This window comes from Pantoea sp. SGAir0184 (genome assembly GCF_043544755.1).
Genome location: NZ_CP028050.1, coordinates 988462 through 1001195, shown reverse-complemented (window position 1 = coordinate 1001195; position 12734 = coordinate 988462). Strand labels below are relative to the sequence as shown.

The 12734-nt window shown below is 57.6% G+C and carries 10 protein-coding genes; 2 read left to right on the top strand and 8 right to left on the bottom strand.

Annotated elements, in window-relative coordinates:
• Window positions 1-5: 5 nt before the first annotated feature.
• Together cysD and cysG are read right to left on the bottom strand one after the other, a co-directional pair.
• Window positions 6-914, bottom strand: a complete 909-nt coding sequence (cysD, locus tag C1N60_RS04480; protein ID WP_021507354.1) for a sulfate adenylyltransferase subunit CysD — start codon at window positions 912-914, stop codon at window positions 6-8.
• 9 nt (window positions 915-923) lie between these two features.
• Window positions 924-2339 carry a siroheme synthase CysG gene (cysG, locus tag C1N60_RS04475; RefSeq protein WP_264250848.1) on the bottom strand — a complete coding sequence of 472 codons (1416 nt, stop codon included), beginning with the start codon at window positions 2337-2339 and terminating at the stop codon, window positions 924-926.
• Window positions 2340-2587: 248 nt separating this feature from the next.
• Here cysG and C1N60_RS04470 point away from each other — a divergent pair, with 248 nt between their 5' ends.
• A complete protein-coding gene (locus tag C1N60_RS04470; RefSeq protein ID WP_394521447.1) occupies window positions 2588-3607 on the top strand; it encodes an aminopeptidase in 1020 nt (339 codons plus the stop codon).
• Window positions 3608-3663: 56 nt separating this feature from the next.
• Here the strand turns inward: C1N60_RS04470 and C1N60_RS04465 are convergent, their stop codons facing one another.
• The 3 genes from C1N60_RS04465 to cysJ are packed head-to-tail and all read right to left on the bottom strand — an operon-like array spanning window position 3664 to window position 7921.
• Window positions 3664-4398: a phosphoadenylyl-sulfate reductase gene (locus C1N60_RS04465; RefSeq protein WP_058759741.1), complete on the bottom strand. Its 735-nt coding sequence runs from the start codon at window positions 4396-4398 to the stop codon at window positions 3664-3666.
• Entirely contained in the window at window positions 4395-6119 is a 1725-nt protein-coding gene (cysI, locus tag C1N60_RS04460) for an assimilatory sulfite reductase (NADPH) hemoprotein subunit (protein ID WP_021507358.1), read from the bottom strand. Before cysI ends, C1N60_RS04465 begins: the two co-directional genes overlap by 4 nt.
• Entirely contained in the window at window positions 6119-7921 is a 1803-nt protein-coding gene (gene cysJ, locus C1N60_RS04455; RefSeq protein WP_059010908.1) for an NADPH-dependent assimilatory sulfite reductase flavoprotein subunit, read from the bottom strand. The genes cysI and cysJ overlap by 1 nt, the downstream gene beginning before the upstream one ends.
• A gap of 293 nt (window positions 7922-8214) precedes the next feature.
• Between cysJ and queD the strand changes: the two genes are divergently transcribed.
• Window positions 8215-8577, top strand: coding sequence for a 6-carboxytetrahydropterin synthase QueD (gene queD, locus C1N60_RS04450; protein ID WP_176428100.1), 363 nt, complete (start codon window positions 8215-8217; stop codon window positions 8575-8577).
• 204 nt (window positions 8578-8781) lie between these two features.
• Here queD and queE read toward each other — a convergent pair whose 3' ends face one another.
• From queE to pyrG, 3 genes are all read right to left on the bottom strand, one after another.
• A complete protein-coding gene (gene queE / locus C1N60_RS04445) occupies window positions 8782-9453 on the bottom strand; it encodes a 7-carboxy-7-deazaguanine synthase QueE (protein ID WP_021507361.1) in 672 nt (223 codons plus the stop codon).
• A gap of 149 nt (window positions 9454-9602) precedes the next feature.
• Window positions 9603-10901, bottom strand: coding sequence for a phosphopyruvate hydratase (eno, locus tag C1N60_RS04440; protein WP_021507362.1), 1299 nt, complete (start codon window positions 10899-10901; stop codon window positions 9603-9605).
• 77 nt (window positions 10902-10978) lie between these two features.
• Window positions 10979-12616: a glutamine hydrolyzing CTP synthase gene (gene pyrG, locus C1N60_RS04435; RefSeq protein WP_021507363.1), complete on the bottom strand. Its 1638-nt coding sequence runs from the start codon at window positions 12614-12616 to the stop codon at window positions 10979-10981.
• Between the last annotated feature and the right edge of the window lie 118 nt (window positions 12617-12734).

Sequence of the window (12734 nt, the reverse complement as noted above, 5' to 3'; positions counted from 1 at the left end):
TCTCCTTAGAAATAACCCTGACGTTTTTTCAGTTCCATCGAACCGGCCTGGTCGCGGTCAATCACGCGCCCCTGACGTTCACTGGTGGTGGAGACCAGCATCTCTTCAATGATTTCCGGCAGCGTCTGCGCCTCGGATTCCACCGCGCCGGTCAGTGGCCAGCAGCCGAGGGTACGGAAACGCACCATACGCTGCTTAATCACTTCACCCGGCTGCAGGTTGATACGATCGTCATCAATCATCATCAGCATGCCGTCGCGCTCCAGCACCGGGCGCGGTGCTGCCAGGTACAGCGGCACGATTTCGATGTTTTCCAGGAAGATGTACTGCCAGATATCCAGCTCGGTCCAGTTGGAGAGCGGGAACACGCGAATGCTTTCGCCTTTGTTGATCTGGCCATTGTAGTTGTGCCACAGCTCCGGACGCTGGTTTTTCGGATCCCAGCGGTGGAAACGATCGCGGAACGAATAGATACGCTCTTTGGCGCGCGACTTCTCTTCGTCACGGCGTGCGCCACCGAATGCCGCATCAAAACCGTATTTGTTCAGCGCCTGCTTCAGACCCTCGGTTTTCATGATGTCGGTGTGTTTGGCGCTGCCGTGCACGAACGGGTTAATACCCATCGCCACGCCTTCCGGGTTACGGTGCACCAGCAGCTCTGCGCCCATCGCTTTCACGGTGCGATCGCGGAACTCGTACATTTCACGGAATTTCCAGCCGGTATCAACGTGCAGCAGCGGAAACGGCAGCGTGCCCGGATAGAAGGCTTTGCGCGCCAGATGCAGCATCACCGAGGAGTCTTTACCGATGGAGTACATCATCACCGGATTGCTGAACTCGGCCGCCACCTCGCGGATGATATGGATACTCTCTGCCTCCAGCTGGCGCAGATGAGTGAGACGATTTTGGTCCATAATTTTTCCTCAAGCCAAATTGACAACGGCGGACTCGCGAGCCCCCTGCTGTGCCGAATGTTGGAACCAGGCAAGTTGCCCGTGCAGATTCACCACTTCGCCAATCACTAATAGCGCTGGCGTCGGCGCGGCAGCTGCCAGCGCCTCGAGTTGTGCTAAGGTGCCGGTCAGCACCTGTTGATCCTGGCGCGTGCCGCGACCAATCACCGCCACTGGCGTTGACGGCGCGCGGCCGTGTTCGATCAGCCCGGCGGCAATTTCCGCCGCTTTCACCGTGCCCATGTAAATTGCCAGCGTCTGACGCGCGCGCGCCAGCGACGGCCAGTCGATACCGTCGCCGTCGGCGCGGCAGTGACCGGTGATAAACATCACGCTCTGGGCATAATCGCGGTGGGTTAACGGAATACCGGCATAGGCGGTTGCGCCTGCGGCCGCAGTAATGCCCGGCACCACCTGGAACGGAATGCCCGCCGCCTGTGCCGCCTGCAGCTCTTCGCCGCCGCGGCCAAAAATAAACGGATCGCCGCCTTTCAGGCGCACCACGCGCTTGCCCTGCTGCGCCAGCGTCACCAGCAGCTGATTGGTCTCTTCCTGCGGCACCGAATGGGCGCCGGCGCGTTTGCCGACGCAGATACGATCGGCATCGCGTCTTACCAGCTCCAGCACCTCGTCGCTGACCAGATGGTCATACAGCACCACATCGGCCAGCTGCATCACCTGCAGCCCGCGCAGCGTCAGCAGACCGCTGTCGCCCGGTCCGGCACCGACCAGCGTGATTTCACCCTGATTATCGGAGGTGTTTTCCAGTTCGCGATCGAGCGTGCGGCGCGCCTCGTTGACGTTACCCGCCGCCATCTGGCTGGCAAACAGGCCATTAAAAGCCCGCTCCCAGAAGCGACGACGGTCAGACATTTTGTGGTAACGCTGTTTGACTTTGTCGCGCCACTGACCGGCCACTTCGGCCATCTGCCCGAGATTGGCGGGCAGCAGCGCTTCGATTTTTTCACGCAGCAGACGCGCCAGCACCGGCGCGGTGCCGCTGGAGGAGATCGCCACCACCAGCGGTGAGCGGTCAACAATCGACGGGAAGATAAAGCTGCATTTCGGCTGGTCGTCGACCACATTTACCAGCTTGTGGCGCGCATTGGCGGCATCAAATACCTGCGCGTTGAGAGCATTATCGTCGGTGGCGGCAATCACGAGGAAAACATCGTCCAGCTGCGCCGCGTCGAAGTGCTGAGCAATCCACTCGATGGCGTTAATATCGCGCAGCGCCTGCAGTTCATGGCCGAGCTCGCGCGCGGCTACCCGCACGTGCGCACCGGCACGCCGCAGCAGCTCAATTTTACGCGCAGCGATTTCGCCACCGCCGACCACCAGCACCGGACGGTTTTTGAGATCGGCAAAGAGAGGCAAGTAATCCACGTTAACCTTGTTAGTTTTACAATAAGTTAACGCGACTATACGTCCCCGCCTTCTGGCAGATGAAATTACGAATTAGCATGAGTAGTTACCAAATGGAATAACGCACCGGGATTGCTGATAACAATTTGTGCTTAACAAATGATATTGCTGGTGTTTCGGAGCGATACAAATTGTGCAGGCGGCGTCACAGTTTCATACTAACTCAGAATTTTTTTACCCTGACGGGATGTCAGAAAAGGACAACCACTATGTTTGCCACTCTCCGCCGCAGCGTGCTGGCAGCACTGATTGCCGGCGGTTTGCCTCTTTTGGCGCAGGCTGCAGCGATCGCCCCAGGCCACTTTGCCGAACAGCAGCTGCGTCACATCGCCACCTATTTCCCCGGCCGCATGAGCGGCAGCCCCGCCGAGCTGATGACGGCAGATTATCTGCAGCAGCAGTTCACCCAGCTCGGTTATCAGAGCAATACCCGGCAGTTTAATACCAGCTATAACTGGCTGGAGAAACAGGGCATCACGCGCCGCCATAAAGTGACGGCGACCTCGGTGATCGCCGCACGCGCCGGCAGCGTGCCGCAGGAGATTCTGATCGTCACCCATCTGGATACCTGGACACCGCTCAGCCAGCACGAGGCAGATAATAATCTCGGCGGCCTGCGATTGCAGGGCGTGGACGATAACGCTTCCGGGCTGGGCGTGATGCTGGAGCTGGCGCAGGCGTTGAGTCAAACGCCGCTGCACTATGGCGTGCGCTTTGTGGCGCTGAGTGCAGGCGAAGCCGGTTTACACGGTATGGATGATTATCTGGCGCGCATGAGCGTGCAGGAGAAGAAAGATACGCTGCTGGTGATCGATCTGAATAGCCTGATCGTTGGCGATCGCCTCTACTTTAATAACGGCATGAATACGCCAGCGGCGGTACGCAAGCAGACCAGCGCGCGCGCCCTGCAGATTGCGCACCGTTACGGTATCACGGCCGCCAGCCATGTGCTGACCGCACACGATTACCCGGGCGTTAATCCGTTTGATAAAGCCGGGATTCCGCTGCTGGACGTCACCGCGGCCAACTGGGCGCTGGGCAATAAAGCCGGTGAGCAGCAGCGCGCGCGTTCACCGCATTTTCCGGAGGGTACGGTGCGCCACCAGACCGGGCGCGATAATCTGAATTACATCGACCACTGGTTGCCGGGGCGCATCCATCAGCGCACGCGCGACAGCGTACGTATTTTGCAGCCGCTGCTGACGGAGCTGGCTAATCCGACGTTGTAAGATCCTGCCGGTTTTTGCGGGTGCGCACCGATGCGCACTCGCAGCAATTGCGCCCGTCAGCCTTCGTGTAACCCGCATTCGCGTTTGAGGCCGAAAAAGCGCGTCTCTTCCTCAGCCATCCCCGGCTCCCATTTGCGCGTGGTGTGCGTGTCGCCCACGGAGAGGTAACCTTCATCCCACAGCGGATGGTACTTCAGCCCATGCTGCTTCAGATACTGGTGCACCTGACGGTTATCCCAGTCGATGATCGGCAGGATTTTGAACACGCCACGCTGCACGGCCAGTACCGGCAGGCTGGCACGGCTGCCGGACTGATCGCGGCGCAGGCCGGCAAACCAGGTCTGCGCACCCAGCGTTTGCAGCGCGCGGTTCATCGGCTCGACTTTGTTAAGCTGGTTGTACTGCTCGATCCCTTCAACACCCTGCTCCCACAGCTTGCCGTAGCGCGCTTCCTGCCACGCCGGTGAGGTTTCGGCGCGGAAGATCTGCAGATTCAGGTTCAGCTGCTGCGTCAGTTCATCAATGAAGCGGTAGGTCTCAGGGAACAGATAACCGGTATCGGTGAGGATCACCGGAATATCCGGGCGCTGCTGCGTGACCATGTGCAACAACACCGCCGCCTGAATACCAAAACTCGACGACAGCACAAAGGCGCCCGGCAGCTGCTCCAGCGCCCAGCTGACGCGCTGTTCGGCAGAGAGCTTTTCCAGCTGGACGTTGCTTTCCGCCAGCGCCATGATGCGATCGACTTTGCTGCCGCTGTTCAGGCTGGCGAGATCGGGTAGTGTCATACTGCCTCCGGGTCCCAGAAATCACGGGCGGGATCGACCACCGGCTGCACAATGCCCGCGCGAATCACGAAGTCACCAAACCCTTCATCCGCCGTGCGCTCGCTGGCCCAGCGCGCCACCAGCTCATCGATGCTGGCGAGGATTTCGTTTTCCGTGATGTTTTCGCGGTACATGCGCGGGATGCGCGTGCCGATGCGATTACCACCAATATGCAGGTTGTAACGGCCCGGTGCTTTGCCCACCAGGCCCAGTTCGGCCAGCATGGCACGCCCGCAACCGTTCGGACAACCGGTAACGCGTAACACTATGTGCTCTTCGCCGACGCCGTGGCGGTGCATGATCTCCTCCACTTTGCTGACGAAGGACGGCAGGAAGCGTTCGGCTTCAGCCATCGCCAGCGGACAGGTTGGGAAGGCCACGCAGGCCATGGAGTTTTCACGCTGCGGCGTGACCGCTTCCATCAGGCCGTGCTCACGCGCAATGGCTTCAATCTGCGCTTTCTGCGCCTCCGGTACGCCGGCCACAATCAGGTTCTGATTGGCGGTCAGGCGGAAATCGCCCTGATGCACTTTGGCAATCTCCGCGATACCGCGCTTCAGCGGACGGCCCGGATAATCCAGCAGGCGACCGTTTTCGATAAACAGCGTCAGGTGCCATTTCTTGTCGATGCCCTTCACCCAGCCGATGCGATCGCCACGGGTGGTAAATTCGTATGGGCGAATCGGCTCGAAGGTCAGGCCGGCACGCTTCTCGACTTCGGCTTTAAAGGTCTCGACGCCGACGCGCTCCAGCGTGTATTTGGTTTTGGCATTTTTACGATCGGTACGGTTACCCCAGTCGCGCTGCGTGGTGACCACCGCTGCAGCCACATCAAGGATCTTCTCCACCGGCAGATAGCCAAACTCGCTGGCGGTGCGCGCGTAAGTGGCTTTGTTGCCGTGCTCAATCGACAAGCCGCCGCCGACCAGCAGGTTAAAGCCAATCAGCTTGCCGTTCTCCGCAATGGCGATGAAGTTCAGATCGTTCGCATGCAGATCGACATCGTTATGCGGCGGCACCACCACGGTGGTTTTAAACTTACGTGGCAGATAGGTCTCACCGAGGATCGGCTCCTGATCGGTGGTGGCGACCTTCTCCTGATCCCACCAGATCTCGGCGTAGGCGCGCGTCTGCGGCAGCAGATGCTCGGAAAGCTTCTTCGCCCACTCGTACGCTTCCTGATGCAGTTCTGATTCCACCGGGTTCGAGGTACACAGCACGTTACGGTTGACGTCGTTGGCGGTGGCCAGCGCATCCAGTCCGACTTCATGCAGCATCTGGTGAGTTGGCTTGACGTTCTTCTTCAGAATGCCGTGAAACTGGAACGTCTGACGGTTGGTCAGGCGAATGCTGCCGTACAGCGTTTTGTCGGTGGCAAATTTATCAATCGCCAGCCACTGCGTTGGCGTGATGATGCCGCCCGGCAGACGGCAGCGCAGCATCATCGCATGACGCGGTTCCAGCTTCTGCGCGGCGCGCTCGGCGCGGATGTCGCGGTCATCCTGCTGGTACATGCCGTGAAAACGGATCAGCAGGAAGTTATCGCCGGTAAAGCCGCCGGTCAGGCCATTGTCGAGATCTTCTAAAATGGTGCCGCGCAGGTAGTTGCTCTGCTTTTTCAGACGCTCGGCGTCGGAAAGTTTGCCTTCAACCACCAGCGGTCCAGGATGTTTTTCGCTCATTAGTAAACGTCTCGCTGATAACGGCGCTCAATGCGCAGCTCACTTAAAAATTCGTCAGCGGTTTCACGATCCATGCCGCCGTGTTCGACCACCACATCCAGTAATGCCTGTTCAACGTCTTTCGCCATGCGATTGGCGTCGCCGCAGACGTACAGGTGCGCGCCCTCTTCAATCCAGCGCCACACTTCCGCCCCTCTGGCGCGGATTTTATCCTGCACGTAAATCTTTTCGGCCTGATCGCGTGACCACGCCAGATCGATATGGGTCAGCAGACCGTCTTTAACGTATTTCTGCCACTCTACCTGATAGAGGAAATCTTCGGTGAAGTGCGGATTACCAAAGAACAGCCAGTTTTTACCACTGGCACCGTCGTTTTCACGCTGCTGCATGAAGGCGCGGAACGGGGCAATGCCGGTGCCCGGGCCGATCATGATCACTGGCGCATCCGGATTGGCCGGCAGGCGGAAATTATCGTTATGCTCGATGAACACGCGGATTTCGCCATCTTCTTCCAGGCGATCGGCCAGCCAGGTAGAAGCGCCGCCGCCGCGCTGACGGCCGTCAATTTCATAACGCACCGCGCCGACGGTGATATGCACTTCGGTTTCGCTCTCCGCCTGCGACGAGGCGATGGAGTAAAGCCGCGGCGTCAGCGGACGCAGCAGGCCAGTCAGCTGGCCGGCGTTCAGTTCGGTGGGCGCCTGGCGCACCATGTCGACAATCGGGAAACTCTGCGCGAAGCTTTGCAGCTTCGGCTTGTCGCCCGCCAGCGCCAGCAGCGCCTCATTGCGCGACAGGGCTGCATACTGCTCGACGATCTGCGGCGTGTTGACCGTCAGCTCAAAATGTTTCTGCAGTGCCTCGGCCAGCGGCAGGGTTTCTCCGCGCACCTCGACCTGCTCATCGCCTTTCAGCCATACCAGCTGCAGCAGCTCCTGCACCAGTTCCGCATCGTTTTCATACCATACGCCGAGCGCATCGCCTGGCTGGTAACGCAGACCGGAATCACCCAGATCGATTTCGATATGGCGCACGTCTTTATCTGAGTTGCGACCGGTAATTTTCTGGTTCAGCGCAAAGCTGGCGGTGAGCGGCGCTTCTTTGGTGTAAGGACTGCTGTCCACCTGGTTGACGCTGCCAGCCGCGCTGGCTGCCAGCTGCGCTGCCGGTTCCGCCGGCACGCGCGCTTTGAGAATATCGGTGAGCTGCAGCCGCCAGGCGCTGGCCAGCTCGCTGTATTCAACATCGGCATCCACGCGATCCAGCAGGCGTTCGCCGCCCAGTTCAGCCAGACGCTGGTCGAAGTCTTTACCGGCCTGACTGAAAAATTCATAGGAGGTATCGCCAAGACCGAACACGGCAAAGGCGGTATCACTCAGCTTCGGCGCTTTCTTCGACAGCAGGAATTTATGCAGCGCCACCGCCTCTTCCGGCGGTTCGCCCTCGCCCTGCGTTGAGGTCACGATGACCAGCAGTTTTTCCTGACCGATCTGTTTGAATTTATAGTCGCCGGCATTCACCAGGTTGACGCTCAGTTTCGCCGCCAGCAAATCGTCACGCAGCTGCTCGGCCAGCCGGCGCGCATTGCCGGTTTGGGAGGCGGAGATCAGCGTAATGCCCGGCACCTCAGCGGCGACCGGCGCAGGCGCGGCAACGGTGCCCGGTGCCTGATTAACCATGCCCCAGAAGTAGCCAGAGAGCCATGCCAGCTGCGTTGGATTGAAATCGGTGGTCGCGGCCTGTAAGCGCGCAATTTGCTCCGGGGATAGCGGAAGCATCGCTGGGGGTGCCTGAGTCGTCATCGCGTTAAAAATTCCAGTGTCAGAAATCCGTACCGGGAAGCGGCGGAAGAGTGGGTAGGTTACCGGCCTGTATATTAACGATTAAATAAGGCTTCGACATAATAAATAACCAAAATGACTAAGTGGTTTTTTGGGTCAGACTAACCAGTAAAAGTGGTAAATAAAGTTGTCGTAATTCAATCAGTTAATTTACGGCGTAAGCGGCAGATCGGCAGAAATGCCCTTTTCAGCGCTGGCGGGTGCGAAAAATCTGCTTTTCAGGTAGACTTCAGCGGTTTTTACGTCTGAGAGCCATTATGTCTACCACGCTGTTTAAAGAGTTCCAGTTTGAAGCGGCCCACCGCTTACCTCACGTGCCGGAAGGGCATAAATGCGGTCGTCTGCACGGCCATTCATTTCTGGTGCGACTGGAAATTACCGGTGAAGTGGATGCGCATACCGGTTGGGTAATGGATTTTGCCGAACTGAAGGCGGCGTTCAGGCCGATCTACGATCGCCTCGATCACCATTATCTCAACGATATTCCCGGTCTGGAGAACCCGACCAGCGAAGTGCTGGCGAAATGGATCTGGGATGAGATGAAGCCGATTCTGCCTGAGCTGAGTGCGGTGATGATCAAAGAGACCTGCACCGCTGGTTGCGTCTATCGCGGCTGACAGCCGCGGTAAAGGTCAGAAGGTCGCCATCAATGGCGACCCTGCGGTGTAATGCGTTTTACAGGGTGCGCATTGATGCGCATCGGGTACCATTGGCCAGGTCGCCATCAATGGCGACCCTGCGGTGTAATGCGTTTTACAGGGTGCGCATTGATGCGCACCAGCCACAATTGCGTTGATTTCGCCGGGTGCGCATCGGGTGAATCAGGCGATGTTCAGGTATTTGTGTGTCTGCATCGAAAGCCGCCAGTTGCGGGCAATGCAGGTTTCAATACACAGTCTGGTCGCCGCCTCGCCACGGCTGATGGGCTGCAGCGCCACAATGCGTTTTTTCTCATCCTGCAGGCCAGCCAGCAGCGCATCCAGCGCTTCCACATCCCGCTCGCGCGCCACCGGATGTTTAATCTCATCGGCACGCTGCAGCGCCTGCGGCAGCACATCGTAGCCACCCCGCATGTTCACCTTCGGCGACACCGTCACCCAGGTGGCAGCGGAACAGTGCACTTCATGCGTGCCGCTGGTTTCAATCTGACACTGAAAACCGGCCGCTTCCAGCGCTTCGGTCAGTGGACGTAAGTCAAAAATTGCCGGCTCACCGCCGGTGATTACCACATGGCGGGCGGTCCAGCCCTGACGCTGAATGCTCTCAATCAGCGTGGCCGCATCGGCGCTGCCCCAGGCATCGCTCTCCACGGTTTTGACCAGAATGTCCCCCAGCGACGTCTCCCGATCCGCCCGCGTTTCCCAGGTATGTTTGGTATCACACCAGCTACAGCCCACCGGACATCCTTGTAAGCGGATAAAGATGGCCGGCACGCCGGTGTAAAAACCTTCGCCCTGCAGCGTCTGGAACATTTCGTTAATCGGGTAGAACATTTTTTACTCACGTCAGAAATTCGAGGCGCAGATTATGGCAGATTTTGTGCGTCGCTTCACAGCTGCTTCGTGCCATAAAAAGCAAAAGCCCCGCACGAGGCGGGGCTTGATGTCAGGCGATGTGGCCGTTTAGCCACATCCGCAGGCGATTACGCCTGGCCTTTAACTTCTTTCAGACCGTTGAACGGCGCTTTGTCACCCAGTGCTTCTTCGATACGAATCAGCTGGTTGTACTTAGCAACGCGGTCAGAACGGCTCATAGAACCGGTTTTGATCTGGCCAGCAGCAGTACCGACCGCCAGGTCAGCGATGGTCGCATCTTCAGTTTCGCCAGAGCGGTGAGAGATGACCGCGGTGTAGCCAGCATCTTTCGCCATCTTGATCGCAGCCAGGGTTTCGGTCAGAGAACCGATCTGGTTGAATTTGATCAGGATAGAGTTAGCGATGCCTTTCTCGATGCCTTCTTTCAGGATTTTGGTGTTGGTCACGAACAGGTCGTCGCCCACCAGCTGAATTTTGTCGCCCAGCACTTTGGTCTGGTAAGCGAAGCCGTTCCAGTCAGACTCATCCAGACCGTCTTCGATAGAAACGATTGGGTACTGTTTGGTCAGGTCTTCCAGGAAGTGGGTGAACTCTTCAGAAGTGAAGGCTTTGTTGCCTTCACCAGCCAGCACATATTTGCCGTCTTTGTAGAATTCAGATGCTGCGCAGTCCATCGCCAGGGTGATGTCTTTGCCCAGCTCGTAGCCTGCTGCTTTAACAGCTTCGGCGATAACGGCCAGCGCTTCGGCGTTTGAACCCAGGTTTGGCGCGTAGCCACCTTCGTCACCCACCGCGGTGTTCATGCCTTTGGCTTTCAGAACTTTAGCCAGGTGATGGAACACTTCAGAACCCATACGGATGGCTTCTTTCACGGTTTTCGCGCCAACCGGCTGAATCATGAACTCCTGGATATCAACGTTGTTATCCGCGTGCTCACCACCGTTGATGATGTTCATCATTGGCAGTGGCATAGAGTATTTGCCCGGGGTGCCGTTCAGTTCTGCAATGTGTGCGTACAGTGGCAGACCTTTAGAGGCTGCTGCTGCTTTCGCTGCTGCCAGAGAAACCGCCAGAATGGCGTTTGCACCGAAGTTGGATTTGTTGTCAGTACCGTCCAGCTCGATCATGATCTTATCGATGTTCGCCTGGTCTTTGGCATCTTTGCCTTTTACCGCGTCAGCGATTGGGCCGTTAACCGCAGCAACCGCTTTGGTTACGCCTTTGCCCAGGAAACGAGACTTATCACCGTCACGCAGCTCCAGTGCTTCGCGTGAACCGGTTGATGCACCTGATGGCGCAGCAGCCAGACCAACGAAACCGCCTTCCAGATGCACTTCTGCTTCTACAGTCGGGTTGCCACGGGAGTCGATGATTTCGCGACCGATGACTTTAACGATTTTGGACATTCGATTTTCCTCAGTACAAGTTAGTCAATCCTAAGACAAACAACGCGCGAAAAGTTCGCGCGCTATTCGTTAAACTCTTACTTCGCTAAACGCTTCTGGTGCTCCTGCGCGGCTTTCACAAAGCCAGCGAACAGCGGATGACCATCACGCGGGGTCGACGTGAATTCCGGGTGGAACTGGCAGGCTACAAACCATGGATGATTCGGGATCTCGATGATCTCCACCAGTTGATCGTCGCCGGAACGGCCTGCAATGTGCAGACCCGCCGCTTCAATCTGCTTCAGCAGCAGATTGTTTACTTCGTAACGGTGGCGATGACGCTCAGTAATGACGTCAGAGCCGTACAGCTGGCGCACTTTGCTTTCCGGCGTCAGCTGGCACTGCTGGCTTCCCAGACGCATGGTGCCGCCCAGATCGCTCTGCTCGGTACGCTGTTCAACGTTACCGTTTTCATCGCGCCATTCGGTGATTAACGCAACCACCGGGTACTTACAGTCTGGCACAAATTCAGTGGAGTTGGCGCCTTCCATCCCGGCCACGTTGCGCGCGAATTCCATCAGCGCAATCTGCATGCCAAGGCAAATGCCGAGGTACGGAATGTTGTTTTCACGCGCGTATTGCGCGGTCAGCAATTTTCCTTCCACACCGCGGTAACCGAAGCCACCAGGAATCAGGATAGCATCAAGATCTTTCAGAATTTCGACGCCGCGCGTTTCCACATCCTGCGAATCGATCAGCTTGATGTTAACGGTGACGCGATTTTTCAGGCCGCCGTGCTTCAGCGCTTCAATCACGGATTTGTAGGCATCCGGCAGTTCGACATATTTGCCGACCATACCGATGGTGACTTCGCCGCCCGGATTGGCTTCTTCGTAAATCACCTGCTCCCACTCGGCCAGATTAGCTTCCGGCGCGCTCAGGTTGAAACGCTTGCAGATGTAATCATCCAGACCCTGCGATTTCAGCAGGCCCGGGATCTTGTAGATCGAATCAACGTCTTTCAGCGAGATAACCGCTTTTTCCGGCACGTTACAGAACAGGGCGATCTTCGCGCGCTCGTTAGCGGGCACCGCGCGGTCTGAACGGCAAATCAGCACGTCAGGCTGAATACCAATCGACAGCAGCTCTTTAACCGAGTGCTGTGTTGGCTTGGTTTTCACTTCACCCGCCGCCGCCATGTAAGGCACCAGCGTCAGGTGCATATACATGGTGTGTTCACGGCCAACATCGACCGCCATCTGGCGAATCGCTTCCAGGAACGGCAGGGATTCGATATCGCCCACGGTTCCGCCGATTTCCACCAGCACGACGTCATGACCTTCGCCACCTTCAATGATGCGCTCTTTGATGGCGTTGGTGATGTGTGGGATGACCTGAATGGTCGCGCCCAGATAGTCGCCGCGACGCTCTTTGCGCAGCACTTCTGAGTAGATACGGCCGGTAGTAAAGTTGTTGCGGCGCGACATTTTGGTACGGATGAAGCGCTCGTAGTGACCTAAATCCAGATCGGTCTCGGCCCCGTCATCGGTGACGAACACTTCACCGTGCTGCGTAGGGCTCATGGTACCCGGATCGACGTTGATATACGGATCGAGTTTCATGATGGTCACATTCAGACCACGTGCTTCAAGGATGGCTGCGAGGGAGGCTGCGGCAATGCCTTTGCCCAGAGAGGAAACGACCCCGCCGGTCACAAAAATATAATTCGTTGTCATGCTGAACCTGAGAGTTTAGGTTTAAAGACGGTGGAATAACCAGGACGGGAAAACAGTATACCCGAAGTCGTCCGCAGCCACAATTGATGAATCACACCATCCTCCTCGCATTACAGCC

Bases quoted from the DNA above. Each gene is read 5' to 3' on its own strand.
- cysD (WP_021507354.1), bottom strand. From the start codon at position 914: ATGGACCAAAATCGTCTCACTCATCTGCGCCAGCTGGAGGCAGAGAGT.
- C1N60_RS04470 (WP_394521447.1), top strand. From the start codon at position 2,588: ATGTTTGCCACTCTCCGCCGCAGCGTGCTGGCAGCACTGATTGCCGGC.
- C1N60_RS04465 (WP_058759741.1), bottom strand. From the start codon at position 4,398: ATGACACTACCCGATCTCGCCAGCCTGAACAGCGGCAGCAAAGTCGAT.
- cysI (WP_021507358.1), bottom strand. From the start codon at position 6,119: ATGAGCGAAAAACATCCTGGACCGCTGGTGGTTGAAGGCAAACTTTCC.
- cysJ (WP_059010908.1), bottom strand. From the start codon at position 7,921: ATGACGACTCAGGCACCCCCAGCGATGCTTCCGCTATCCCCGGAGCAA.
- queE (WP_021507361.1), bottom strand. From the start codon at position 9,453: ATGTTCTACCCGATTAACGAAATGTTCCAGACGCTGCAGGGCGAAGGT.
- eno (WP_021507362.1), bottom strand. From the start codon at position 10,901: ATGTCCAAAATCGTTAAAGTCATCGGTCGCGAAATCATCGACTCCCGT.
- pyrG (WP_021507363.1), bottom strand. From the start codon at position 12,616: ATGACAACGAATTATATTTTTGTGACCGGCGGGGTCGTTTCCTCTCTG.